General features: G+C 70.5%; 30 protein-coding genes. 17 read left to right on the forward strand and 13 right to left on the reverse strand.

Annotation, left to right across the window (positions count from 1 at the left end):
• Positions 1-20 precede the first annotated feature (20 nt).
• Both udk and EFJ44_RS12400 read left to right on the forward strand, forming a co-directional pair.
• Positions 21-680 (forward strand): uridine kinase, encoded by a 660-nt coding sequence (udk, locus tag EFJ44_RS12395; protein ID WP_125257539.1) that lies wholly within the window; start codon positions 21-23, stop codon positions 678-680.
• A gap of 62 nt (positions 681-742) precedes the next feature.
• Positions 743-1,369: a TetR/AcrR family transcriptional regulator gene (locus tag EFJ44_RS12400; RefSeq protein ID WP_125257540.1), complete on the forward strand. Its 627-nt coding sequence runs from the start codon at positions 743-745 to the stop codon at positions 1,367-1,369.
• A gap of 4 nt (positions 1,370-1,373) precedes the next feature.
• On the opposite strand, the gene pdxH is transcribed toward EFJ44_RS12400, so the two are convergent.
• Entirely contained in the window at positions 1,374-2,048 is a 675-nt protein-coding gene (gene pdxH / locus EFJ44_RS12405; protein ID WP_125257541.1) for a pyridoxamine 5'-phosphate oxidase, read from the reverse strand.
• An 85-nt stretch (positions 2,049-2,133) separates the two neighbouring features.
• On the opposite strand from pdxH, the gene EFJ44_RS12410 reads away from it, so the two are divergent.
• From EFJ44_RS12410 to EFJ44_RS12425, 4 genes are all read left to right on the forward strand, one after another.
• Positions 2,134-2,853, forward strand: a complete 720-nt coding sequence (locus EFJ44_RS12410) for a DnaJ C-terminal domain-containing protein (protein WP_125257542.1) — start codon at positions 2,134-2,136, stop codon at positions 2,851-2,853.
• Between the two features lie 12 nt (positions 2,854-2,865).
• A complete protein-coding gene (gene aroC, locus EFJ44_RS12415) occupies positions 2,866-3,951 on the forward strand; it encodes a chorismate synthase (protein WP_125257543.1) in 1,086 nt (361 codons plus the stop codon).
• A gap of 484 nt (positions 3,952-4,435) precedes the next feature.
• Positions 4,436-5,131, forward strand: coding sequence for a pirin family protein (locus EFJ44_RS12420; protein ID WP_125257544.1), 696 nt, complete (start codon positions 4,436-4,438; stop codon positions 5,129-5,131).
• Positions 5,132-5,215: 84 nt separating this feature from the next.
• Positions 5,216-5,485, forward strand: a complete 270-nt coding sequence (locus tag EFJ44_RS12425; RefSeq protein ID WP_241209801.1) for a hypothetical protein — start codon at positions 5,216-5,218, stop codon at positions 5,483-5,485.
• Here EFJ44_RS12425 and EFJ44_RS12430 read toward each other — a convergent pair.
• Genes EFJ44_RS12430 through queC form a run of 3 tightly spaced genes read right to left on the reverse strand, consistent with a single transcriptional unit; the run spans position 5,482 to position 7,201 of the window.
• Positions 5,482-5,850, reverse strand: coding sequence for a 6-pyruvoyl trahydropterin synthase family protein (locus tag EFJ44_RS12430; protein ID WP_125257545.1), 369 nt, complete (start codon positions 5,848-5,850; stop codon positions 5,482-5,484). The two genes, EFJ44_RS12425 and EFJ44_RS12430, sit on opposite strands and share 4 nt — an antisense overlap.
• A complete protein-coding gene (gene queE, locus EFJ44_RS12435; RefSeq protein WP_125257546.1) occupies positions 5,847-6,479 on the reverse strand; it encodes a 7-carboxy-7-deazaguanine synthase in 633 nt (210 codons plus the stop codon). Before queE ends, EFJ44_RS12430 begins: the two co-directional genes overlap by 4 nt.
• Positions 6,476-7,201 (reverse strand): 7-cyano-7-deazaguanine synthase QueC, encoded by a 726-nt coding sequence (queC, locus tag EFJ44_RS12440; RefSeq protein WP_125257547.1) that lies wholly within the window; start codon positions 7,199-7,201, stop codon positions 6,476-6,478. The genes queE and queC overlap by 4 nt, the downstream gene beginning before the upstream one ends.
• A 178-nt stretch (positions 7,202-7,379) precedes the next feature.
• On the opposite strand from queC, the gene EFJ44_RS12445 reads away from it, so the two are divergent.
• Positions 7,380-8,999 (forward strand): response regulator, encoded by a 1,620-nt coding sequence (locus EFJ44_RS12445; protein ID WP_125257548.1) that lies wholly within the window; start codon positions 7,380-7,382, stop codon positions 8,997-8,999.
• Here the strand turns inward: EFJ44_RS12445 and EFJ44_RS12450 are convergent.
• Entirely contained in the window at positions 8,996-10,024 is a 1,029-nt protein-coding gene (locus EFJ44_RS12450; protein WP_125257549.1) for a ligase-associated DNA damage response exonuclease, read from the reverse strand. The genes EFJ44_RS12445 and EFJ44_RS12450 overlap by 4 nt on opposite strands.
• Positions 10,025-10,069: 45 nt before the next feature.
• Between EFJ44_RS12450 and EFJ44_RS12455 the strand changes: the two genes are divergently transcribed.
• The 6 genes from EFJ44_RS12455 to EFJ44_RS12480 all read left to right on the forward strand — a co-directional run bounded on the left by EFJ44_RS12455 (position 10,070) and on the right by EFJ44_RS12480 (position 12,954).
• The gene (locus EFJ44_RS12455) at positions 10,070-10,540 is read left to right on the forward strand and encodes a PaaI family thioesterase (protein WP_125257550.1); all 471 of its coding nucleotides are present in this window, start codon (positions 10,070-10,072) and stop codon (positions 10,538-10,540) included.
• Positions 10,537-10,923 (forward strand): PaaI family thioesterase, encoded by a 387-nt coding sequence (locus EFJ44_RS12460; RefSeq protein ID WP_125257551.1) that lies wholly within the window; start codon positions 10,537-10,539, stop codon positions 10,921-10,923. The genes EFJ44_RS12455 and EFJ44_RS12460 overlap by 4 nt, the downstream gene beginning before the upstream one ends.
• Positions 10,924-10,995: 72 nt before the next feature.
• Complete coding sequence (locus EFJ44_RS12465) at positions 10,996-11,346, forward strand: hypothetical protein (RefSeq protein ID WP_125257552.1); 351 nt, start codon at positions 10,996-10,998, stop codon at positions 11,344-11,346.
• Positions 11,347-11,395: 49 nt separating this feature from the next.
• Complete coding sequence (locus EFJ44_RS12470) at positions 11,396-11,755, forward strand: hypothetical protein (RefSeq protein WP_125257553.1); 360 nt, start codon at positions 11,396-11,398, stop codon at positions 11,753-11,755.
• Between the two features lie 99 nt (positions 11,756-11,854).
• Complete coding sequence (locus EFJ44_RS12475; protein WP_125257554.1) at positions 11,855-12,283, forward strand: hypothetical protein; 429 nt, start codon at positions 11,855-11,857, stop codon at positions 12,281-12,283.
• Positions 12,284-12,330: 47 nt separating this feature from the next.
• Positions 12,331-12,954 (forward strand): XRE family transcriptional regulator, encoded by a 624-nt coding sequence (locus EFJ44_RS12480; protein ID WP_125257555.1) that lies wholly within the window; start codon positions 12,331-12,333, stop codon positions 12,952-12,954.
• Positions 12,955-13,050: 96 nt separating this feature from the next.
• Here the strand turns inward: EFJ44_RS12480 and EFJ44_RS12485 are convergent, their stop codons facing one another.
• The 3 genes from EFJ44_RS12485 to EFJ44_RS12495 all read right to left on the reverse strand — a co-directional run bounded on the left by EFJ44_RS12485 (position 13,051) and on the right by EFJ44_RS12495 (position 15,775).
• Positions 13,051-13,515 (reverse strand): SH3 domain-containing protein, encoded by a 465-nt coding sequence (locus EFJ44_RS12485; protein WP_125257556.1) that lies wholly within the window; start codon positions 13,513-13,515, stop codon positions 13,051-13,053.
• A gap of 93 nt (positions 13,516-13,608) precedes the next feature.
• The gene (locus EFJ44_RS12490; RefSeq protein WP_125257557.1) at positions 13,609-15,279 is read right to left on the reverse strand and encodes a lysine--tRNA ligase; all 1,671 of its coding nucleotides are present in this window, start codon (positions 15,277-15,279) and stop codon (positions 13,609-13,611) included.
• 43 nt (positions 15,280-15,322) lie between these two features.
• The gene (locus EFJ44_RS12495; RefSeq protein WP_125257558.1) at positions 15,323-15,775 is read right to left on the reverse strand and encodes a MaoC family dehydratase; all 453 of its coding nucleotides are present in this window, start codon (positions 15,773-15,775) and stop codon (positions 15,323-15,325) included.
• 103 nt (positions 15,776-15,878) lie between these two features.
• Here EFJ44_RS12495 and EFJ44_RS12500 point away from each other — a divergent pair, with 103 nt between their 5' ends.
• On the forward strand, positions 15,879-16,289 hold the full coding sequence (locus EFJ44_RS12500) for a VOC family protein (protein ID WP_125257559.1): 411 nt from the start codon (positions 15,879-15,881) through the stop codon (positions 16,287-16,289).
• Positions 16,290-16,295: 6 nt separating this feature from the next.
• On the opposite strand, the gene EFJ44_RS12505 is transcribed toward EFJ44_RS12500, so the two are convergent.
• Positions 16,296-16,511, reverse strand: a complete 216-nt coding sequence (locus EFJ44_RS12505) for a nuclear transport factor 2 family protein (protein WP_164511915.1) — start codon at positions 16,509-16,511, stop codon at positions 16,296-16,298.
• Complete coding sequence (locus tag EFJ44_RS12510) at positions 16,508-16,759, reverse strand: hypothetical protein (protein ID WP_125257561.1); 252 nt, start codon at positions 16,757-16,759, stop codon at positions 16,508-16,510. Before EFJ44_RS12510 ends, EFJ44_RS12505 begins: the two co-directional genes overlap by 4 nt.
• 81 nt (positions 16,760-16,840) lie before the next feature.
• Between EFJ44_RS12510 and queA the strand changes: the two genes are divergently transcribed.
• The 3 genes from queA (at position 16,841) to EFJ44_RS12525 (ending at position 19,629) form a co-directional block, all read left to right on the forward strand.
• Positions 16,841-17,938: a tRNA preQ1(34) S-adenosylmethionine ribosyltransferase-isomerase QueA gene (queA, locus tag EFJ44_RS12515; RefSeq protein WP_125257562.1), complete on the forward strand. Its 1,098-nt coding sequence runs from the start codon at positions 16,841-16,843 to the stop codon at positions 17,936-17,938.
• 122 nt (positions 17,939-18,060) lie between these two features.
• Positions 18,061-19,176 carry a tRNA guanosine(34) transglycosylase Tgt gene (gene tgt, locus EFJ44_RS12520; RefSeq protein ID WP_125257563.1) on the forward strand — a complete coding sequence of 372 codons (1,116 nt, stop codon included), beginning with the start codon at positions 18,061-18,063 and terminating at the stop codon, positions 19,174-19,176.
• Between the two features lie 81 nt (positions 19,177-19,257).
• Entirely contained in the window at positions 19,258-19,629 is a 372-nt protein-coding gene (locus EFJ44_RS12525) for a hypothetical protein (protein WP_125257564.1), read from the forward strand.
• A 7-nt stretch (positions 19,630-19,636) separates the two neighbouring features.
• Here the strand turns inward: EFJ44_RS12525 and EFJ44_RS12530 are convergent, their stop codons facing one another.
• From EFJ44_RS12530 to thiE, 3 genes are read right to left on the reverse strand one after another with little or no spacing between them, the layout of a single operon-like run.
• Positions 19,637-20,353 (reverse strand): hypothetical protein, encoded by a 717-nt coding sequence (locus EFJ44_RS12530; RefSeq protein WP_125257565.1) that lies wholly within the window; start codon positions 20,351-20,353, stop codon positions 19,637-19,639.
• Between the two features lie 43 nt (positions 20,354-20,396).
• Entirely contained in the window at positions 20,397-22,085 is a 1,689-nt protein-coding gene (locus tag EFJ44_RS12535; protein ID WP_125257566.1) for a sensor histidine kinase, read from the reverse strand.
• Positions 22,086-22,134: 49 nt separating this feature from the next.
• Positions 22,135-22,797, reverse strand: coding sequence for a thiamine phosphate synthase (thiE, locus tag EFJ44_RS12540; protein WP_125257567.1), 663 nt, complete (start codon positions 22,795-22,797; stop codon positions 22,135-22,137).
• Between the last annotated feature and the right edge of the window lie 5 nt (positions 22,798-22,802).

A 22,802-nucleotide genomic window follows, 5' to 3' on the forward strand; every position in this document is an offset into this window, starting at 1 on the left:
GCGTCGACCTAGAAGGCCTCATGACCCTGCTGATCGCGATCACCGGCGGCTCCGGATCGGGCAAGACGACCCTGGCCGAGGCGCTGGTCGCGGCCATGCGGCCCGGCGCCGCCGTGCTGCTGAGCGAGGACGACTGGTACGTCGACGCCGCCGCCCTGCCCGGCTTCGATCCAGCTGCGTTCGACTTCGACCATCTGGACGCCCGCGACCACGCCCTGATGACCGCCCAGCTGGCCGAGCTGAAGGCCGGGCGGGCGGTCGAGGCGCCCGTCTATTCGATGGAGACCCACGGCCGGGAAGCCTTCACCCGCCGGGTTGAACCGGCCGAGGCGATCGTGGTCGAGGGCGTGCACGTGCTGAGCACGCCGGAGCTCGCGGCTCTGTACGACGTGAAGGTGTTCGTCGACACGCCGGCCGACATCCGCTTCATCCGCCGCCTGCTCCGCGACCAGATCGAGCGGAAGCGGACGGCGGACTCGGTGGTGAGCCAGTATCTGAAGACCGTGCGGCCGGGCCACGAGCGCTTCACCGAGCCGGCGCGCGCGGCTGCGGACTTCGTCGTCGCCGACTCGACGGCGGCCGTCCGGCTGGTCGATTCCGAGGCGGTGCTGCGGCTGGCCGCGCCGCTGATGGTGCATCCGCTGATCCGCCCCCTTCTCGCGGAACCGGCGGCGCCGTAACGTCGTTCGGCACGACTCGCCCCGCGCCTTGGGGCGATCTGCGAACAACGGCGATAGACTGCATGCACGGCCCCTCCTCCGGCGCGGAACCGGATCCCCGACGCGAAGCCATCCTGCGGCATGCGCGACGTCGCTTCACCGCCGATGGCTTCGCCGGCACGAAGATGGAGGCGGTGGCACGCGAGGCCGGGGTCTCCACCGCCACCCTCTACGCCCAGTTCGCCGGCAAGTCGGACCTCTTCTCGGCCGTCATCGACGACGCGGCGGAGGAGTTCACCGTCCAGATGAAGCGGGTGTTCGAGCGCGACGGCTCGGCGCGCGACCGTCTGATCGAATTCGCCGCGGGCTACGCCCGCTTCATGGCCGATCCCTTCGTCCGCTCGGTGTTCCGCCTGGTGATGGCCGAACGGCCGCGGTTCCGCGACGTGGCGGTGAAATTCTTCGAGAAGGGCAAGAGCGATTTCGGCGCCTACGTCATCCAGGTCATCCAGGACATGTGCGTGCGCGGGGAACTGCGGGTCGAGCATCCGTCGTGGGCCGCGGGCCAGCTGTTCGGCATGATCGAGCACCCGGTCTTCTTCATGCCGCTGGTCACGGGCGACGAGGTCATGCCGGTGCGCGCCTGCGACCAGATCGCCGCCGACGCGGTCGAGACCTTCCTGGCCCGCTACGGAGTCGTGCGCCGCTGACCTCTCAGGGCTGGAGCCGCGTCTTCGTCCAGCCCTCACCGGCGTGGTCGAACCGCAGCCGGTCGTGCAGGCGGAACGGCCGGTCGCGCCAGAACTCCACGGCCCGCGGGACCACGCGCCAGCCGGTCCAGTGCGGCGGCCGCGTCACCTCCCCCTCGCCGAAGCGCGCCGTCTCTCGCACCACGGCATCTTCCAGATCGGCCCGGGCCGCCAGCGGCCGCGACTGCTCCGACGCCCAGGCCCCGATCCGGCTTTCCCGCGCGCGGCTGGCGAAATAGGCGTCGGCCTCGGCCGCCGTGACCGGCTCGACGGCGCCGCGCACCCGGACCTGACGCCGCAGGGTCTTCCAGTGGAACAGCAGGGCCGCCCGCGGCTGCCCGGCCAGTTGGCCGCCCTTTGCGCTTTCGGCGTTGGAGTAGAAGGTGAACCCCCGGTCGTCGACGTCCTTGAGCAGAACCATCCGGGCGTCGGGCATGCCCTCCGCGTCGACGGTGGACAGACACATGGCGTTGGCGTCGTTCGGCTCGTGCCGCAGCGCCTCGGCCAGCCAGTCGACGAACAGGCCGATGGGCTCCGGACGGTCGAAGATCGTCTCGTCCCCGTTGGCGGCCAGGGCGGCGGCATAGTCGCGCGCGTACTCCTCACGCGACGGACTGGGCGGGATCACGGGGGCGGTCATGCGTCTGCGATAGCGCGCGGCGGGAAGCGGCGGAAGTGCGGCACGGTTAACCCGGCATTGACCCTGATCGGGGCCTTTGTCAGGGATGCGTGGGGAAGCCGCACCTCTGACCGTCGCCGAGGCCCGGGCCGTCCTGGGGCTGGAGGGGCCCGCGCACGGGCCGGCGCTGACGGCCGCCTTCCGCCGCGCGGTCAAGGCGGCGCGGCCGGACCTGCCCGGCGGCGACGAATGGACCTTTCGCCGCGTCATCGCCGCCCACGACCTGCTGAAGCGGCTGGACGCTCCGCTGGCCCTGCCCTCGCCCGCCGTGCGTCAGCCGGCGCCCCCGACGCTGGCGATCTCGCCGCTGGAGGCCCTGTCCGGCGGCGTGGCCACGGTCCGCACGGGCGGCAGGCGCCTGCGTGCCGCCTACGGCCCGGGACTGCGCACCGGCGATCGGCTGCGGCTGAAGGGCGCGGGACGTGACGGCACGGACCTGTATCTGGCCGTGGTCATCCGCGGGTGCGGGACGCTGTCCGCGGTCGGCGACGATCTGCACATGACCGCCCCGGTGACGCGTCAGCAGCTGCGCCACGGCGGCCGGCTGGAGATCGCCACCCATGCGGGGCCGCGCTCGGCCTGGCTGGTCCCGGACCATCCGACGCTGCGGCTGCGGCTGCGAGACCTGGGCCTGCCGCCGCGCGGAAACCGCCGGCGGGGGCACCTGTTCGTCACGCTGGAGCCGGTCGAGGACGCTCCGTCGGCCTCGGTCGACCTGCGCGCCCGCTTCGCCCGCGACTGGACGCCGGAGCGCCGCGCGGCCTAAGCCTTCGAGGTCATGTCGCACAACACTTTCGGCCACCTGTTCCGCGTCACCACCTGGGGCGAAAGCCATGGGCCGGCCATCGGCTGCGTGGTGGACGGGTGCCCGCCGGGCATTTCCCTGACCGAAGCGGACATCCAGCCGTGGCTGGACCGGCGCAAACCCGGCGGCAGCCGTTTCGTCACCCAGCGCAAGGAGAGCGACGCGGTCCGCATCCTGTCCGGCACGTTCGACGACGGCGCCGGCCCGGTGACGACCGGCACGCCGATCTCGCTGATGATCGAGAACGAGGACGCGCGCTCGAAGGACTACGGCGAGATCGCCCGGTCCTGGCGCCCCGGCCACGCCGACTTCACCTATGACGCCAAGTACGGCGTTCGGGATCCGCGCGGTGGAGGTCGCTCGTCGGCGCGCGAGACGGCCATGCGCGTCGCCGCCGGCGCCGTGGCGCGCAAGGTGCTGGGCGACCGGATCACGATCCGCGCCGGCGTGACCCAGCTGGGCCCGCACCGCATCGCCGAAGACGCCGTCGAGTTCGACGCCGTCCACGACAACCCCCTGTTCGCCGCTTCGGCCGACGTCGTGGCGGCGTGGTCCGACTATCTGGACGGGGTGCGCAAGGCGGGCTCGTCCATAGGCGCGGTGGTGTCGCTGGAGGTCGCCGGCGCCCCCGCCGGCTGGGGCGCGCCGGTCTACGGCAAGCTGGACGCCGAACTGGCCGCCGCCCTGATGTCGATCAACGCGGTCAAGGGCGTGGAGATCGGCGCGGGCTTCGCCTCGGCCGAACTGTCGGGCGAGGACAACGCCGACGAGATGCGCATGGGACCGGACGGACGGCCGGTCTTCCTGTCGAACAAGGCGGGCGGCGTGCTGGGGGGCATTTCGACCGGCCGGCCGATCACCGCGCGGGTCGCGTTCAAGCCGACCTCCTCCATCCTGACGCCGCGCCGCAGCGTGACGCGGGACGGTCAGGACACCGACCTGCGGACCGTCGGCCGTCACGATCCCTGCGTCGCCCTGCGCGGGGTGCCGGTGGTCGAGGCGATGGCGGCCTGCGTGCTGGCGGACGCGATGCTGCGGCACCGGGGACAGGTGGGGTGAAGCCTGTGACTGCCTACCGCCACAAACTCCGTTGGAGGGTATGGCGTATTTGGCAGGCCCTGCGCCGTGCAGCCGGGAATGTCGGCTCCGTGATTGCAGGTCCACTGGCCGTAGCCGTCTGCGTTGTGGTTCCCGGAGTGATCGCGTTCGGCTGGAAATACCTGCCGCCGCATGATCACCGAATCTGGGTGGGGCAGGTGGTTGCAACTGGCCCGGTGCGAGCAACGTCAGCTAACCAGCCCATTGCGCTGATCCGCATCGGTGCAGACGTCGTTCGATTCGAAGGCCCTTCAGTCGCGGGCTGTACCGTCGGCGACTATGCGGACGTTCAGAAGACCTACACCACGCGAAACGGCCGAAGGGGTTCGCCCACCCTCATCGGGACCGATTTGATTAGCCGCTGCCGCCCCCTTCCGTAACCGACACTGTTTCCCATATGGATGTTCAGCGAGGTTTCTAGCCCTCGGATTCCGGGACCTTCCCCATGATCGACGTTCGACCCTTCACCACCCTCGGCGGCGCGGACCACGGCTGGCTCAAGGCGCGCCATCACTTCTCGTTCGCCAACTACTACGACCCGTCCCGCATGGGCTGGGGCCGGCTGCGCGTCTGGAACGACGACGAGATCGCGGCCCAGTCGGGCTTTCCGCCCCACCCGCACGCGGACATGGAGATCATCACCTACGTCCGCAGCGGCGCGATCACCCACCAGGACTCGATGGGCAACCAGGGCCGCACCGGCGCGGGCGACGTGCAGGTGATGAGCGCGGGCACCGGCGTGCGCCACGCCGAGTTCAATCTGGAGCCGGAGACCACCACCCTGTTCCAGATCTGGATCGAGACCGACAAGCCCGGCGCCCAGCCCGGGTGGGGCCAGCGGAAGTTTCCCAAGGCCGACCGCTCGGGCCGCTTCACCGTCGTCGCCTCGGGCGATCCGGCCGACGGCGCCCTGCACATCAACGCCGATGCGAAGGTGCTGGCCGCCACGCTGAAGGCCGGCGAGACGATCACCTACGATCTGGCCGAGGGCCGCCGCGCCTATCTGGTGCCCGCCGTCGGCGAGGTCGAGGTCAACGGCGTGACGCTGAACGCCCGCGACGGCGCCGGCATCAAGGACGAGCCGACGCTCACCGTGACGGCCAGGGCCGACGCCGAGCTGGTCATGGTCGACAGCCTCTGAGCGCCGCCTTGAGAAGGCCCGCGTCGGCGGTCAGTGTTCGTTCACCAAACCGGGCCTAGATCGGGCCCAGTCGGGAGAATGATCATGAAGACCGTCGCGCGGGCCGCCGCCCTGACCGCCATCGTGGGCGGATCGCTCATGCTGCAAGGGTGCCTGGTCGGGGCCGTGGTCGGAACCGGCGCGGCCGTCGTCGGCGGCGCGGCCAAGGTGACCGGCGCGGTCGTCGGCGCCGGGGTCGACGCCGTCACAACGTCCGACGAGGAAACGAAGGCCAGACGCGAGCGCGAGCAGCGCGAGTGGGAACGCGAGCAGCGCCGCTGCGAGCAGCGCCGCGCGTCAGGGCGCGACTGCTAGAGCGTCAGCTCGCACCGTTCCCCGATCGTGGGGCGCAGGACGGTGATCTTCGAAAGTCCCGGAAACGCGGGCGCCAGCCGGTCGGCGAACCAGGCGCAGATCGCCTCCAGACTGGGCGTCTCCAGACCCGGATGCTCGTTCAGCAGGCCGTGATCCAGCTCGGCCGCCGCCGCCTTCAGCGAGGCCTCCAGCCTCGTCAGGTCGACGACGAATCCCATGTCGCCGCCCGGCGTGCCGCGAACGGACGCCTCCACGCGGAACGAGTGGCCGTGCACGCGCCGGTGCGGACTGCCCTCCGGTCCGTGGGGGAAATGATGCGCCGCGTCGAAATGCGCGGCCTTGGTGACTTCGAAAACGCGGGTCATCTCACGCCGATGTACTTGTGCGTCTGGACGCTCAGGCGCCAGCGCGGGTGTCGCAGACAGTAGTCCACCGCCGCGGCGGTGTTCGCGGCCTGATCCGGCCCGTCCATGGGCTGAAGCCAGAAGCGCTCGAAATCGAGACGCTCGAACCGCTCCGGCATGGCCTTCGGCTGGGGAAAGACCAGCTTCAGCTCCTGTCCCCGGGTCTGAACCACCGGCGCGTCGGCCTTGGGACTGACGCAGATCCAGTCGATCCCGTCGGGCGCCGCGACCGTGCCGTTGGTCTCGACCGCGATGGAAAAGCCGCGCGCGTGCAGGGCGTCGATCAGCGCCGGGTCCAGCTGGAGCAGCGGTTCACCGCCCGTGCAGACGACCAGTCGGTCGCGCGCTCCGCCCATCCAGCGCGCCCCGACATGGTCCGCCAGCGCCTCGGCCGTCACGAACTTGCCGCCGCCGTCCCCGTCCGTGCCGACGAAGTCGGTGTCGCAGAAATCGCAGATCGCGCCCGCCCGATCCCGCTCCAGCCCGTTCCACAGATTGCAGCCGGCGAAGCGCAGGAACACCGCCGCGCGGCCCGCCTGTCCGCCCTCGCCCTGCACCGTCAGGAAGCACTCCTTGACCGCATAGGTCATCGGCTGGCCTCCCACTCGGCCCAGCCCCTGGCCCGCAGCTCGCACGCCGGGCAGTCGCCGCAGCCGTGGCCCCAGGCGTGCGGGTCGCCGCGCTCGCCGCGATAGCAGGTGTGGCTGTCCTCAACGATCAGCCGCACGAGAGGCTCGCCACCCAGGTCGTGCGCCAGCGCCCAGGTGTCGGCCTTGGTCAGCCGCATCAGCGGCGTCTCGATCGCCACCGCCTTGTCCAATCCCAGGGACAGCGCCCGCTCCATGGCGTCGATCGTGTCGCGGCGGCAGTCGGGATAGCCGCTGAAGTCCGTCTCGCACATGCCGCCGACCAGCACGTCCAGCCCGCGCCGGTCGGCCAGAGCCGCCGCGCAAGTCAGGAACACCAGATTGCGCCCCGGCACGAAGGTGGTCGGCAGGCCCCGCGCGTCCATTTCGATCTCGCGTTCGGCGGTCAGGGCGCTGTCGGCGATGCGGCCGTAGCCGGTAAGGTCCACGACGTGGTCCGGCCCCAGCCGCGCGGCGCGGTCGGCGTCCAGCCCCGCCATCCGCTCGCGCACCGTCAGCCGCGCCCGCATCTCCACCGCATGCCGCTGGCCATAGTCGAAGCCGACCGTCTCGACGCGCGCGAACCGGTCCAGCGCCCACGCGAGGCAGGTCGCGCTGTCCTGCCCGCCCGAGAACAGGACCAGGGCGGAAGACGCGACGGACGGGGCGGGCTGGACTGCGGACATGACGACCCTGCGGTCGGCCCGGGGGCCGCGCGCATGTGAAGGTTGGTTCCGGCGATGTGCGGAAGGCGCGCCTCATACACCCGCGCGCGCCGCGAGGCAAAAACGAGCGATTTTCCGCTTAACCGTTCCGCAAAGGCTCCGCGCTAATGTCCGGCGGTATCACGGAGTTTCGGCCAGTATGCCGACCATCGAAACCCTGACGCAGCGGATCGACCCCGTTTCGCTCGAGGCCACCGGCGCGCAGATTTTCGCGCGGTTCGACGCCGAACCCGACACATTGTGCCTTCCGGTGGTCGTCGACGGCCGCCCGGTCGGCCTGATCGAGCGCAACGACTTCCTGATGAAGTTGGCGGCGCCGCTGGGGCACGCCCTGTACCTCTCGCGCGACGCGACGCACGTCATGGACCCGGAACCTGCGGTGGTTCAGGCGGGAATGCGGCTGGAGACGGTCTGCGACGTGATGCTCAGGGCGGGTCCGGGCCAGCTGATGCGGGGCTTCGTCGTGACGGACGGCGGGAAGTACCACTCCGTCGGCACGGCCGCCTCGCTGCTGCAGGCGGCCAACCAGATCCATCAGCAACGCGACGCGGCCATGGCCGAGCAGTCGCGCCGCCTGAACGACACCCGCGCCCAGGCCCTCGCCGCCGCGCGCGCCAAGAGCCAGTTCCTCGGAATCATGAGCCACGAGCTTCGCACGCCGATGAACGGCGTCCTGGCCGTCGCCGAGCTGTTGCGGCGCCAGCCCCTGAACGCCCAGGCCCAGGCTCACGTCTCGACCATCGTCGAATCCTCCGAGACCCTGATCCGCATCCTGCAGGACGCGCTGGACCTGTCGCGCGCCGAGGCCGGCGAACTGGAACTCAACGTCGGGCCCACGCCCCTGCGCGCCCTGATGGACGACGTGCAGGCCCTCTGGGCGCCGCGCGCGTCGCAGGACGACGTCAGCCTGATGATCGGCTACGAGGGCGACACCGAACTGGCCGCGCACGTCGATCCCGTGCGGCTCAAGCAGGTCTTCAACAACCTGATCGGCAACGCCCTGAAGTTCGCCCGCAACGGCGTGGTCGAGGCCGGGCTGAAGGCCTGGGCCGAAGGCGATCGGGTCCGCGTCGAGGCCCGCGTGCGCGACGACGGCCCGGGCGTCGACCCCGACCGCGTGGACGCCATTTTCGAACCCTTCGTCCACGGCTCCGGACCGGACGGCGCCGGCCTGGGTCTGGCCATCTGCCGCCAGATCGTCGACCGGATGAACGGCCGCATCTGGGCGGAGAACAATGCCGGTCGCGGCGCCACCTTCGCCTTCGACCTCGATCTGCCGCGCGCCGAGATCGCGGTGGAACGCGCCGCGGAGGTTTCGGACCTGATCGAGCTCAGCGCGGTGGAAAACCCCCACGTCCTGATCGTCGACGACAACGCCACCAACCGCATCGTCGCGCAGGCCCTGTGCGAGATGTTCGGCTGTACCTCCGAGACCGCCGAGGACGGGGTGGAGGCCGTCGAGGCCGTGCGCGAACGCCGCTTCGACCTGGTGTTGATGGACATCAAGATGCCGCGGATGGACGGCGTCCAGGCGACGCGGGCGATACGCGCGCTGGAAGGGGCGGCCGGCCGCGTGCCGATCGTGGCCCTGACCGCCAACGCCGATCCTGACGACGCCCTGGGCTACATGGCCGAAGGCATGGTCGCGGTGGTCGAAAAGCCCATCAAGCCCGAGCGCCTGAGAATGGCGATGCACGCGGCCCTGACCTCCGTCGTACCGGAGGCGGAAGCGGCCCCGACGGCTCGCGCGGTGGCCTAGTCCGCGGCGGACGACGGGTCGTCGTCGTCCTCCTCGTCATAGCCCACCAGCCGCAGCGCCCGCGCCTTCATGCCGTTGATCTCGGCCCAGCGCAGCAGTCCCTCCTCGCGGCCGTGGGTGATCCACACCTCCTCGGGCGACACCTCGGCGAGGGTGGCGGTCAGCTCGTTCCAGTCGGCGTGGTCGGAGATCACCAGCGGCAACTCCACCCCGCGCTGCTTCGCCCGCGCCCGCACGCCCATCCAGCCCGAGGCGAAGGCCGCGATCGGCTCCGCGAAGCGCCGGGCCCAGCGGTCCTGGATCGCCGACGGCGGCGCGATGGCGATCTCACCGGCCAGCGCGTCCTTCGGCAGGCCGGCCGCAGGGGCGACCGGTCCCAGATCGACCCCCTCGCGCTCGTACAGGGCGTTCAGCCGGGCGAGGGCGCCGTGAACGTGGATGGTCCGGTCCCAGCCCCGCTCGCGCAGCAGGCGGATCACCCGTTGCGCCTTGCCCAGCGCATAGGCGCCGACCAGATGCGCCCGGTGGGGAAACTGGCGGGTGGACAGGATCAACCGGTCGATCTCCTCCCCGTCGGGCGGATGGGAGAAGACCGGCAGGCCGAACGTCGCCTCGGTCACGAAGACGTGGCAGCGCACCGGTTCGAACGGCAGGCAGGTGGAGTCGCGCCGTCGCTTGTAGTCGCCCGAGACGGCGATGGTCAGGCCCTTGTGGGACACCACGGCCTGGGCCGATCCCAGCACGTGCCCGGCCGGAACCAGGGTCACGTCCACGCCGTCGCGACTGATCGTCCGGCCATAGGAGAGCGGCTCGGCGCGACCGCAGAAGTCCGGACCGTAGCGCTCCGCCATGATGGCGAGCGTCTGGGGCGTGGCCACGACCACGCCATGTCCGGGCCGCGCGTGGTCGGCGTGCCCGTGCGTGATCACGGCCCGGTCCACCGGGACCACGGGATCGACGGCGAATCCGCCCGGCGGGCACCACAGGCCCTTGTCCGTGGGATGAAGCAGGGCTTCTGGACGCATGGTCCCGATATGGTGGCGGACCCCGCCCCGCGATAGGGAGGATGCATGTCGACGCCCTCCCTGACCGACCTCCTGCCCCAGCTCGCCTCCGGCGCGGCCCACACGCATGCGCTCGGCTTCGTCTTCGCCGGCGTCGAGGGACGCAAGGTGCGCATCCGCGTGCCGTGGCGACAAAATCTGGTCGGTGATCCGGAGACCGGCGTGCTGGCCGGCGGGCTGGTGACGACCATGCTGGACCACGTCGGCGGTCTGGCGGTTTGGACGGCGCTCGACGCCTTCCGACCGCTGGCCACCCTGGACCTGAGGGTCGACTACATGCGCGCCGCCGAACCGCGGCGCGACCTGTGCGCCGAGGCCGAGTGCTTCCGGCTGACGCACTCCATCGGCTTCGTGCGGGCCTGGGCCTTCGAGGACGATCCGTCGGATCCGGTCGCGGCCTCGCAGGCGGCCTACATGCTGGACTCCGACGGCGGGCGGAAGGCCGGTCACAACAGGCGCGAGGGAGGCGAGCCATGACGGCGCTGGACCGCATCCCCTACGCCGCCTTTCTCGGCCTGACCTCGAGGCGGGTCGACGGTCAGCTGGTCGTCACCCTGCCCTTCGCCGACTCGTTGATCGGCAATCCGATGTTGCCGGCCCTGCACGGCGGCGCGACCGCGGCCCTTCTGGAGATGACGGCGGTCGCCCAGGTCGCCGCGACGTGGCCCGAGACGCGGCTGCCCAAGCCGATCAACGTCTCGGTCGCCTATCTGCGCTCCGGCCGCCCCCAGGACGTCCACGCCCGCGCCCGCATCGGCAAGGCGGGGCGCCGCGTGGTCCACGTTCTGGCCAAGGCCTGGCAGGACGATCCGGACCAGCCGATCGCGACGCTGACCGCGCACTTCCTGCTCGCAACCTGATTTCTGGTTGTGCACGTGAGCACGTCATGATTGTTTCCTGACGCGACGCTTCCGTCGCGCAGGAGATTCGACATGACCCGACGCACCGTGGGCGAAACCCTTGCCCACCGCCTCTACGCCGCCGAGGCCGCCGTGGACGCGGCGCTGGCGGCGGCGGCCCGACTGGCCGCGGAACTTCCCGTCGCGCGAGCCGGCGCCATGGTGTCCGCCGTCACCGGCCAGCGCGCCTTCGACGGCGCGGCCGGCGCGGTGTCCGCCCTCGTTCAGGCCCGCTCCCAGCTGGTGCGGACGCACGGGGTGCTGGCCGCCGTGGCGCGCAAGCTGAAGCTGGACGACCTCGCCGTCGGTCCGGTGGACAAGCCGGAGGACGATCCGCCGATCGGCGGCGGGGTATCGAGGCGGAAACCGGTGGAACCATGGTGAATTTCGTGTTAACGCGACGTTTACCGCAGTTAATGAGGGGTAAACGTTCATGGATAAGTCCACGGTGATCGCCGGCGTCGCCGCCGATCTGCACGCCACCGAAAAGGCCGTCGACGCGGCCATCACCCAGGCCACCACCCTGGTCCAGTCCATGATCGGCGCCCGCGCCGCCCTGGCCGTCTCGCCCGTCGCGGGCGCCGGCTCCCAGGCCAAGGCCATGGAGACCATCGCCGCGCTGGGCGTCGCCCGCGAAGCCATCGTCGCCTGCCACGCCGAGCTGCAGAAGGACCACCGCCGCATGGGCTGGGGCGTCTACGCCGTCGGTCCGGTGGACAAGCCCGACGATTGGGAGACCCCGATCGGCAGCCCGCCGCCGACCAAGACCGGTCACCTGCGCGTCGCGTCCTAAGGTCGCGCCTTAATTCGACGTCATGTACGGGACCGGGCATTCCGGTTCCGTCGGACTCGAGGCATCATCGCCCCCGAGCTTCGGCTTGGGGGCGTTTTGATGCTGGATACCCTTTATTCCCAGGTCGGGGCCGTGATCACGGTGCTGGTCGTGGGCTTCGCCTTCTGGAAGGGCGAGGAGCCGGAGAAGATCGCCGCGGCGGCCTATGGCCTCGGCTGGTTCGCCTCCATGCTCGTTCAGGACGACGCCAACCTCTACGGCATCCAGTGGAGCATGCTGGCGGTCGACCTGATCATGCTGTCGGTGCTGGGCGCGCTGGTCTGGAAGGCCCGGAGAGGGTGGACGGTCTGGGCCACGGCGATGCAGTTGCTCGTGGTCATGAGCCACCTCATGGCGCTGGTCGACGTCCGCCCCTCGGCGTCGTCGTTCTACTTCGTCATCAATCTGGCGGGCTACGGCGTGCTGTTGGCCATCGCCATCGGCACCTTCTGGACCTGGCAGGAGCGTCGCGCGGCCGGTCTGGAATAGGATTTCATTCCTGTTATGCTGCGGCCGACTCACCGGCGGCCCGGCCCATGCCCCTCTCACATCCCCGCCTCTGGCGCGCCCTCGACCGTCTGGCGGAGACGCACGGCCTGAGCCCGTCAGGGCTCGCCCGGCGGGCCGGCCTGGATCCGACCGCATTCAACCCCTCCAAGCGGGAGACCGGCGGGCGGCCTCGCTGGCCTTCGACCGAAAGCCTGAACCGCGTGCTGGAGGTCACCGGCGTCTCGCTGGCCGAGTTCGCGGCGCTGGCGGACGATCCCGGCCCCGCACCCGCCCTGCCCATGCTGGGCCTCGCCCAAGCCGGTCTTGACGGCTTCTTCGACGAGGCGGGCCTGCCCACCGGCGACGGCTGGAGCTGGACCGACCTGCCGCGCCAAGGGCGCAACCTGTTCAGCCTGGAGATCGTAGGCGACTCCATGGTTCCGCTCTACCGCCCCGGCGACAAGGTCATCGTCGACCGCGACGGGCCGGCGCCGCGCCGCGGCGACCGCGTCGTGGTGCGCACCCGGACGGGCGAAACCCTGGCCAAGGAACTGGCGGCCGCCAGCGGCCGCAACCTGACGCTGCGCTCCATCAACCCGGAACACGCCGACAGGATCGTGCCCCGGACCGAGGTCGACTGGATCAGCCGAATCCTCTGGGTCAGCCAGTAACGGGCCCTGAAACGGCGCGCGCCCCCGGCGCGAGCGGCAGGGCGACAAGAAAAAGGCCGCCCCGAAGGGCGGCCTTTCCGTCTCCGCTCGCGCGGATCAGTAGGTCAGGTAGTTGGCGTTGACCCAGCCGCCGCTGGAGATCTGAACCCATTCACCCGACGAGCTGATGGCCTGCAGCGCCTGACCGCGGCTCACGCTGCCGACCTGGCGGTAGTTGGTGCCCGGACCCGAGCGAACGCGGACGTTGGTGGTCGGACGCACGATCGAGGCGTTGGCCGAAGCGCCGGCCCGCGCGCGCTGCTGGTTGCAGCCGATGTAGCTGCCGGCCGCGGCGCCCGCGCCCGCGCCGACCACGGCGCCGAGGGTGCGTTCGTTCTTCGAGATCTGGCTGCCGGCGAGGCCGCCGACGACCGCGCCGATCAGGGCGCCGGCCTGCTGGCGGCCGCCCGGTGCGTCGCAGCTGGTGATGCCGTTCGACTGCGCCGCAGCGACGCCGGGGATGGCGGCGGCCGCGGCCAGGGCGGCGCCCGCGATCAGGGTGTTCTTGATGCCGTTCGACATGGCTCATCTCTCCTTCGAGTTGGTCGATGGAGTGAGAATGCCCCAGCCTGCCCGTCGTATCCGCTGAACCGCTTGTTGTTTTCGGTTCAGATTTCAGCCCGCCAGATCGCCGTTTGCGCCGCGTTCCAGCAGATCGACGGTTTGCGGAAGCCCGTAGATGGCGGCGAAGGAGCCGAACCGCGGCCCCTGCTTCTCGCCCAGCAGCACCTCGTACAGCGCCCCGAACCACGCCCGCAGCGGCTCGAAGGCGTGCGCCTTGCCCACCGCATAGACCTCGTTCTGGATCACCTCGCCGTCGGTCGTGTCCGTCGGCAGGGCCCGAAGACGCGACGCCAGGTCGCGGAACGCCGCCGCCTCCTGCTCGGTCGGCGCCCGGAACGCCTTCGCCGGCCGCACGAAGTCGTCGAAATAGTTCAGCGCATGGCCCATCAGGCGGTCCAGCGTCGGCTCGCTCTCCGGCGTCGCGTCCGGGATGTACCTGGCCATGTAGGCCCACAGCTGCTCCTTTGTGGACGCATTGGCGACGCCGACCAGGTTCAGCAGCAGGCTGAACGACACCGGGCTGGCCACCTTCGGCGGATCGCCCGCGTGGATGTGCCACACGGCGTTGTCGATCCGCTTGGCCGGCTCCTGCGCCTGATACTGGTCGATGAAGCTCAGATAGTCGTCGATCGCCCGCGGGATCACGTTGAAGTGCAGGCTCTTGGCCGACTTGGGCGACTGGAACATGTACCAGGCCAGGCTCTCCGGCGTGCCGTAGCGCAGCCATTCGTCCATGGTCAGGCCGTTGCCCTTGGACTTGGAGATCTTCTTGCCCTCGACGTCGAGGAAGAGCTCGTAGTTGAAGCCCTCCGGCGGCACGCCGCCCATGACGCGGCACAGCTTGGACGACTCGCGCACGCTCTCGATCAGGTCCTTGCCCGACATCTCGTAGTCGACGTCCAGCGCGGTCCAGCGCATGGCCCAGTCGGGCTTCCACTGCAGCTTCACGTGCCCGCCGGTGACCGGCACGGTCGTGCGCCCGCCCGCAGGGTCGTCGAAGGTGATGGTCCCCGCCTCCACGTCCCGCTCCAGCGTCGACACCTGCAGCACGTGGCCCGTCACCGGGCTGATCGGCAGGAAGGGGGAATAGGTCGCGCGCCGCTCCTCGCCCAGCGTCGGCAGCATCACCGCCATGACCTCGTCGAACCGCTCCAGCACGCGCAGCAGCACCGCGTCGAACCGCCCCGAGCGATATTGATCGGTCGAGCTCATGAACTCATAGTCGAAGCCGAAGCCGTCCAGGAACGCCCGCAGCCGCGCGTTGTTGTGCGCGCCGAAACTGTCGTGCGTGCCGAACGGATCGCGCACCTTCGTCAGCGGCAGGTGCAGATCCTCCTTGAGCATCTCGGGGTTCGGCACGCCGTCCGGCACCTTGCGCAGCCCGTCCATGTCGTCGCTGAACGCCACCAGCCGCGTCGGCCAGTGGTCGCCGGTCAGGGCGCGGAAGGCATTGCGCACCATCGTCGTGCGCGCCACCTCGCCGAACGTGCCCATATGCGGCAGACCGGACGGGCCGTAGCCGGTCTCCAGCAGCACCGGCTTCCGCAGCGCCTCGAACGTCGCCAGCGCCTCGTCCGCCTTGCCCGCGTCGATCAGCAGCTTGGCCGCGACGCGGTCCGCGTCCGACAGCCGCTTCTTCAGCACGTGGTCCAGCAGGTTGCGGGCCTGTTCGAACGGCCAGGATCGGGCGTCGCGCGCGAGGGTTTCGAGGTTCTGCAGCATGGCGGGCGGTTTGACGCCTGCGCCCGGCGCGGTCAACGGCGCGTCAGGTCTTCGGTCGCTTCGGCAGCTGCATCCAGTTCTCGAAGCTCATGACGATCTGGCCGTTCTGGTTGCTGACCTCGGTGATGGTGCGCACGCGGCCTCGGTCGGGCTGCTTCTCCGACGGAACCAGCTCCAGCACCTCGCGCCGCACCGTCAGCCGGTCGCCCGGCCGCACCGGCACGCGCCAGCGCAGGTCGTTGACCCCCAGCCCCAGCAGCGGCACGTCGCCGTACAGGTTGGCGTCGACGAAATCCCGCATCACCCGGCTGGCCACGTGCCACCCGCTGGCGATCAGCCCGCCGAACCGCTTCGCCTGCGCGCTGTCGGGGTCGACGTGCATCGGCTGCGGATCGAACTGCCGCGCGAAGTCGATGATCTCCTGCTCGGTGATCTCGAACGCGGGCCCCGTCCAGCTCTCGCCTACGGTCAGGTCGTCGAAATAGCGGTCGGTCATGCGAGAGCTCCTGTCCTGAGCCCTAGATAGCGCGCCGCGCCCGCCCGTCATCGGTCAGGTCCGAAAACTTTCCCACGCCTCGCCCGTCGCCTATCAACGCGCCATGATCGACCGCGCCACACCGATGCTCGTGAGCCTCGACCCGATCCGCACATGGAAGTTCTGGCGCTATTTCGGATTCGAACTGGTCTCGCCCCGGGAAGAGGCGCTGGCTGACGACGACGCCTTTCACTTCATCCTTCGGCGGGGGGAGGTGCAGTTGTACTTCGGCCGGACCGACACGGACTTCACCCAGGCGGAGCACCTCATCAACAGCCGATCCTGCCTCATCGAGGTCGACGACTTCGAAGGCTGGCGCGCCGCCTTCGCCCGCTCTCGCATGGGCTGGAAGATGTTCTATCCGCGTCTCGGCGAGGTGACGGAACACCACTGGGGCCGCCCGGCCTTTTGCGTGGTGGACAGGGACGCCAATCTGGTCTGGATCATCGAGCGACGCGACGATCCGCTTCCGTGATCCCGCTCAGAATCGCGGATTCGGGTTGACCCCGTCGGTCACCGGGGGCGCGACCACGTCCCAATGCTCCACGATGCGACAGTTCTCCACCCTGAACAGGTCGGCGAGCGCGTAGTGTCCCACCCCGGGCGCGGGCGAGAAACGGGCGTGAATGAAGACCAGGTCGTCGTCGGCGACGCTGCGCAGGATTTCCCACCGCGGCTCGGGCACCTCGGCGATCAAGCCTTCCAGAAAGGCGATCGTGGCCTCGCGCGTCCCGCCGGAACGTCCGGCTTGTGCTCCACGAATTCGGGCGACACGAAGCTCTCGAAGGCCGTGCGCGGCTGCAGTTCCACCAGCCCCAGCCGGTAGAAATCAAGCACGAGCTGCTTGTTGGCTTCCGGCGACGAGACGCAACCCTGGGCCAATGCGGGTCCGGCGGCCGCAAGGCCGAGGACGAGGCCGAGGACGACGAGGGTCGGGGCGCGCATGAACTCACAATCCCCAGCGCAGCAGGCGTCTGTCCATACGTCTTGACCGCCCCCGTCGCCCGTGGCCATTGCCGCCGCCTGATGAAGACCGCCGACTTCGACTTCGACCTGCCCGAGGACCGCATCGCGCTCCGGCCCGCCGAGCCGCGCGATTCCGCGCGTCTGCTCGTCGTGCGCGACGGGGGGCTGGAAGACCGCGTCGTCCGCGATCTCCCGGACTTCCTGCGGCCCGGCGACGCTCTGGTGTTCAACGATACGCGCGTAATCCCCGCCCGCATGCCCGGCAGCCGCCACCGCATCGGCGACGACGGACAGACGCTCAGCGTCCCGGTCGAGGCCACCCTGCATCACCGCGACGCGCCGGACGTCTGGTCGGCTTTCATGAAGCCAGGCAAGCGGATCAAGCCCGGCGACCGTATCGTCTTCGGGACCCAGTGGGATTTCGCCCTGATCTTCGACGGGCTGGAGGCCGAGGTCGTGTCCAAGGGCGACGACGGCCTGGTCACCCTGCGCTTCGGCCTGTCGGGTCCGGACCTGGACGCGGCGATCCGCGAGATCGGCGTCATGCCCCTGCCGCCCTATATCTCCGCAAAGCGCGCCGAGGACGACCGCGACCGCGACGACTATCAGACCGTCTATGCCGCCCACGACGGCTCGGTCGCCGCCCCCACCGCCGGGCTGCATTTCACGCCTGAGCTTCTGGACGCGATCCGGGCCCGGGGGGTCTCAACCCACGCCGTCACCCTGCACGTGGGCGCGGGCACCTTCCTGCCGGTCAAGGTCGACGACCTGGCCGAGCACCGCATGCATTCCGAATGGGGCACCGTCCCGGATCACACCGCCGACGCCCTGAACGTCGTGCGCGCCGCCGGGGGCCGCATCGTCTGCGTCGGCACCACCAGCCTGCGCCTGCTGGAAAGCGCGACGGGCGAGGACGGGGTGATCCGCCCCTTCCACGGCGACACCGCCATCTTCATCACGCCCGGCTACCGCTTCCGCGCCGCCGACGTGCTGATGACCAATTTCCACCTGCCGAAGTCGACCCTGTTCATGCTGGTGTCGGCCTTCGCGGGTCTGGAGACGATGCGCGCCGCCTATGCGCATGCGGTGGCCTCGGACTACCGGTTTTACTCTTACGGCGACGGAAGCCTGTTGTTCCGAAAGGACAATCCGGCCTGAACCTTACACGCTTCCCGACCAGGCTATAATGGTCACCCACCGCTGATCCGGACTCTCCGGACTCTCCGGACTCAATTTTTTTGAGGGTGCACCCGGTGCCTCTCGTGCCCCTGTGAGACGCCTTGCCCTTTCCCTTCGACATCACCGCCACCGACGGCCGCGCCCGCACCGGCGTGCTGAAGACGCCCCGCGGGGACATCCGCACGCCCGCCTTCATGCCCGTGGGCACCGCCGCGACGGTCAAGGCGATGACGGTGGATCAGGTGAAGCAGACCGGCGCCGACATCATTCTGGGCAACACCTACCACCTGATGTTGCGGCCCGGGCCGGAGCGGATGGAGAAGCTGGGCGGCCTTCACAGGTTCATGCGCTGGGACAGGCCGATCCTGACGGACAGCGGGGGCTTCCAGGTCATGTCCCTGTCGGGCATCTCGAAGCTGACCGAGGAGGCCGTGACCTTCTCCAGCCACGTCGACGGATCGAAACACGTCCTGACGCCCGAACGCTCCATCGAGATCCAGGCCGATCGCATCGGCGCCGACATCTCGATGCAGCTGGACGAATGCGTCGCCTGGCCGGCGGAGGAACGGCGCGCGCGCGAGGGCATGGAGCTGTCGGCGCGCTGGGCCAGACGGTCCAGGGATGCCTTCGGCGCCCGCGAGACCCAGGCCCTGTTCGGAATCCAGCAGGGCTCGACCTACGAACACCTTCGCCGCGAGAGCTCCGACCGGCTGCGGGAGATCGGCTTCGACGGCTACGCCATCGGCGGCCTGGCCGTCGGAGAAGGCCATCAGGCCATGTGCGAGGTGCTGGACTACGCCCCCGACATGCTGCCCGCCGACCGGCCCCGCTATCTGATGGGCGTGGGCAAGCCCGTCGATCTGGTCGAGGCCGTGTGGCGCGGGGTCGACATGTTCGACTGCGTCCTGCCCACCCGCGCAGGCCGTCACGGACAGGCCTGGACATGGGATGGGCCGCTGAATCTCAAGAACGCCCGTTTCGCCGAGGACGAAAGCCCGCTCGACGCCTCGGTCCCCTGCCCCGCGTCGCAGGAATATTCCCGCGCCTATCTGCACCACCTGATCCGGACCGATGAGATTCTGGGCAAGATCCTGCTGACCTGGCACAATCTGGCTTTTTATCAGGTACTTACGGCGGCCATGCGCGAGGCGGTGGCCGCCGGGCGGTTCGACGGCTTCCGGCGTGACTTCCACGCGCGCCACGCCCCGGCCGGTTAACCGAAACACTCGCGCGTCAGGCTTCATCAGCTTGACAAATCGGCGATTTATTGGAGAACGCCGATTCGGGAGGCGTTCACCATGTCGCTGCAGTCCATCTTCTGTCGACACACCTGGTACTGGTCCGAGCGACATGGCGCGGACCGCTGCCGTCACTGCGGCAAGCTGTCGGACGGCGACGCCGTTCCGGTCATGCCGGCCCCGACCTTCGACCCCCCGCCCGTCACCGCGCCGCCGGCGCGTCCCTTCCAGCTGGCCTCCCAGATGCGCGCCCGCACCCTGGTCGAGCGACTGGACATGCTGGCGGACGGCGGCGACCTGACCCGCGACGAGGTCCTGCAGACCGTGGTCGAGCTGATCGAGGACGGTCAGACCGCGCGGCCGCGCCTGACCGCCGACATGGCGGCCCGCTACTTCGCGGCCCTGGCCGGCGCGCGCCGCCTGCACGCCTGACGCGGGCTCAGCGGGGGCTGACCCCGTGGCCGATGGCCTCGGCCCGGTCCCGGTCGGCCCCGTCGACGCTGGCGATCCAGACGTGGATGTGGTTCGGCGCGGCGGACTGGCGGAACAGGTGCTCCAGCGCCCGGCGTCGCCCCTCCTCCATGACGACGACGGTGGTGCGGCCCCCGGCCTCGACCATCTCTCCATCGTGGATCGGGAACTGGGCGTTCGGCCCGGCATAGATCATCAGCTGGGCCAGACCGCCCTTGCGCACCGTCCAGACCTGGAAGTCGGGACCGGGTCGGCCCGCCGTCAGCGTGTAGCCCTCCGGCAGAGTCACGGCGAACGGCAGGGCCTCGAGCTCGGCCCGCGTCAGCGCGCGCGGCGCGGCCGGCGCGGTCGACGCCGGGGCGGGCGTGGGTGCAGGCGGGGCGCTCGCGGAGGCGGTGGGGCGCGGCTCAGGCGCTGCGGAGACCGGCGCCGGAGTCGCCGGCTGCGGCCGGGTTTGGGGCTGCGGGGCGGCCTGCGTCGGCGGCGGGGCCGCGGGCTCCGGCTGCGGGACCGTTCGGCTTTCGACCGGCCGGCTCTCCGGCTGCGGCGTCGGAACGGTCGCGACGGGACGCGCCGGCATGGCGTTCAGATCGGCGGTGTAGTCCGGCGTCGACTGGGCCGAGACGGCTCCGGCGGCGGCCAGCGTCGACAGGGCTGCGGAGAGGGCGAAGGCGGTGCGGGTCATGCCGCCAGCTTCCTCCCTTAGCCCTTCCCGGGCAAGCGGGACGTCAGGCGGCCGGCAGCTCGATCCAGAAGGTCGCGCCCGCGCCCGGCGTGGACTCCACCCCGATCACGCCGCCCTGCAGCTCGGTGAGGCGCTTGGCGAGGGCCAGGCCGATGCCGTGACCCTCGATCGCCGACCGCTCAAGGCCCAGGCGATTGAACGGCTCGAACAGCTGGGCCTGCTTCTCCGGCGTCAGGCCCGGACCGCGGTCGATGACCTCGATGCGGACGCCGCGGGGGATGCGCCGCGTGGCGAACCGCACCACGCCGCCCTCGGCCCCGTACTTGACCGCATTGCTGGCCAGGTTGCCGATGACCTGGGCCAGACGCTGGGAGTCGGCCAGGGCGACCAGACCGTCGCCGGCGCAGTCCATCTCAAAGCGCAGATTGGCCGCCTCGGGGCGCAGGGCGACCGTACGGCGGACGTCCTCCAGCAGGCCGGGCACGTCGGTGGGGCGCAGGTCGACCTTCACGGCGCCCGCTTCGGCCCGGGCGACGTCCAGCAGGTCGTGAGCCAGCGCCTCGACCTGGCGCGCGGTGCGCACCATCATGTCGGCCATCTCGGCCTGCTGTTCGGTGACGGGCCCGAGCTGGCCGCCCTTCCAGAGGTCGCCGATCCCGATCACGCCGCCGATGGGGCTCTTGATCTCGTGGGCCACGTTGGCCAGCAGGCGGGACTTGGCTTCCGAAGCCGCCTCGGCCCGCACGCGCCCGAGACGGGCCCGTTCGGTCAGGGCGTCGCGCTCCTCAAGCAAGGCCGCGATCAGGAAGATCGGCAGGCAGCCAAGGAAGACCATGGTCTGGGCCATGAGCGCCCGGTCGGCCAGGTCGACGTTGGGTCCGCTGAACGGGCCGACCCCGGCCATGGCGCCGCCGACGGCCGTCAGGGTGACGATCACCAGCGCCGCGGCCGTGCCGAGAATGCGCAGACGCGCCGCGACCAGGATCATCACCGGGATGATGGCGAACCCCATGGGCGAGCGGATCATCACGAACACGGCGACCGTGACGGCCGCCACCAGAGCCATCAGCAAGGCGGCCTCGAGGGCCCGCCACGGCCGCTTCAGCACGGCCAGGTGAGGGCGCGTCAGCGACACGCCGAAGGCCCCGAAGACGGCGAGGCCCAGGGCGTGACCGAACCACCAGGTCTGGAAGGAGGTCAGGGGATCGGCGCCCGCGGTGACCGTCAGCCAGATCGCCGAAAAGGCCGCCGCGGGAATGGGCGCGAGCACCGCGCCGGCCATCAGGAAGCGGATGGCGCCGTCCACGGTCGACAGATTCAGGGTCGGGGCGAAGCGGCGCACCAGCACCACCGCGCCCACGATCTCGATCATGTTGGCGGCGGTGAACATGACCGACAGGCCCGGCGGATTTCCGGCAAGCACCTCGCCCGCCATGATGCCGACCGCCAGCAGGCCGCCGAGGCACAGGTCGTACGCCCGGTCCCGGGACGTTCTCAGCCACACCGCGACGGCCAGGCCCCCGGCGCCCCACAGCGCCGCGACCAGACCTGCCGAGCGCGCGAAGTTGATCGCCGCGACCACCAGGATCAGCACGCCCATGGCGGTCAGGATCGGCACCAGCGGCTGGGCGAAAAAGGCCGACGCGCCCTGTGCGACCGGTGGCGCCTCCGCGCGCGAAGGCGCCGCGTCGGACGCGGGTTCGGCGAGGTCGAGCGCGCGGCTCAGGGGCATGGGGAGGTCACTCGGGCGGACGGATGTCCCTGAATGAACCACAGGTTCCCTAACGATCCCCTGCGATCCCGGTCAGCGCTCGATCGAACGCCCGAACCGCCGCGGCCGGACCTTCCGGATGCTTCCAGACCGCCGCGCTGACGGCCACGAAGTCCGCGCCCGCCCGCGCCAGATCGCCGGCGTTGTCCGGGGTGATCCCGCCGATGGCGACGCAGGGCACCTCCATGGTCTCCTGCCAGATGGTCAGGATCTCCGGGTCGGGGCGGTGGGTCGTCTCCTTCGTCGCCGTGGGGAAGAAGGCGCCGAAGGCGACGTAGTCGGCCCCCGCCTCCGCGGCTTCCATCGCCAGATGCCGGCTGTCGTGGCAGGTCGCGCCGATCATGGCGTGAGGCCCCATCAGCCGGCGGGCCTGCGCCACAGGGGCGTCGCCCTGACCCACATGGACGCCGTCGCAGCCCAAAGCGGCCGCCAGATCCGGCCGGTCGTTCAGGATCACGGCCACCCCCCGCGCCCGGGCGATCGGCCCCAGCCGCCGGACGGCCCGCTCGATCGCCGCGTCAGAAGCCGGCTTGAGGCGGATCTGCAGGGCCGCCACGTCGCCGGCGTCCAGCGCCGCTTCCAGCAGGTCGGCGAACCCTTCGAGATCGTCGATCGCCGACGGGGTGATGAGATACAGGCGACACGCCGGACGGGCGACGGGGGGGCGGGACATGATCC

Origin of the sequence: Brevundimonas fluminis, assembly GCF_003934285.1 — a bacterium.
GTDB classification, from domain to species: Bacteria; Pseudomonadota; Alphaproteobacteria; order Caulobacterales; family Caulobacteraceae; genus Brevundimonas; species Brevundimonas fluminis.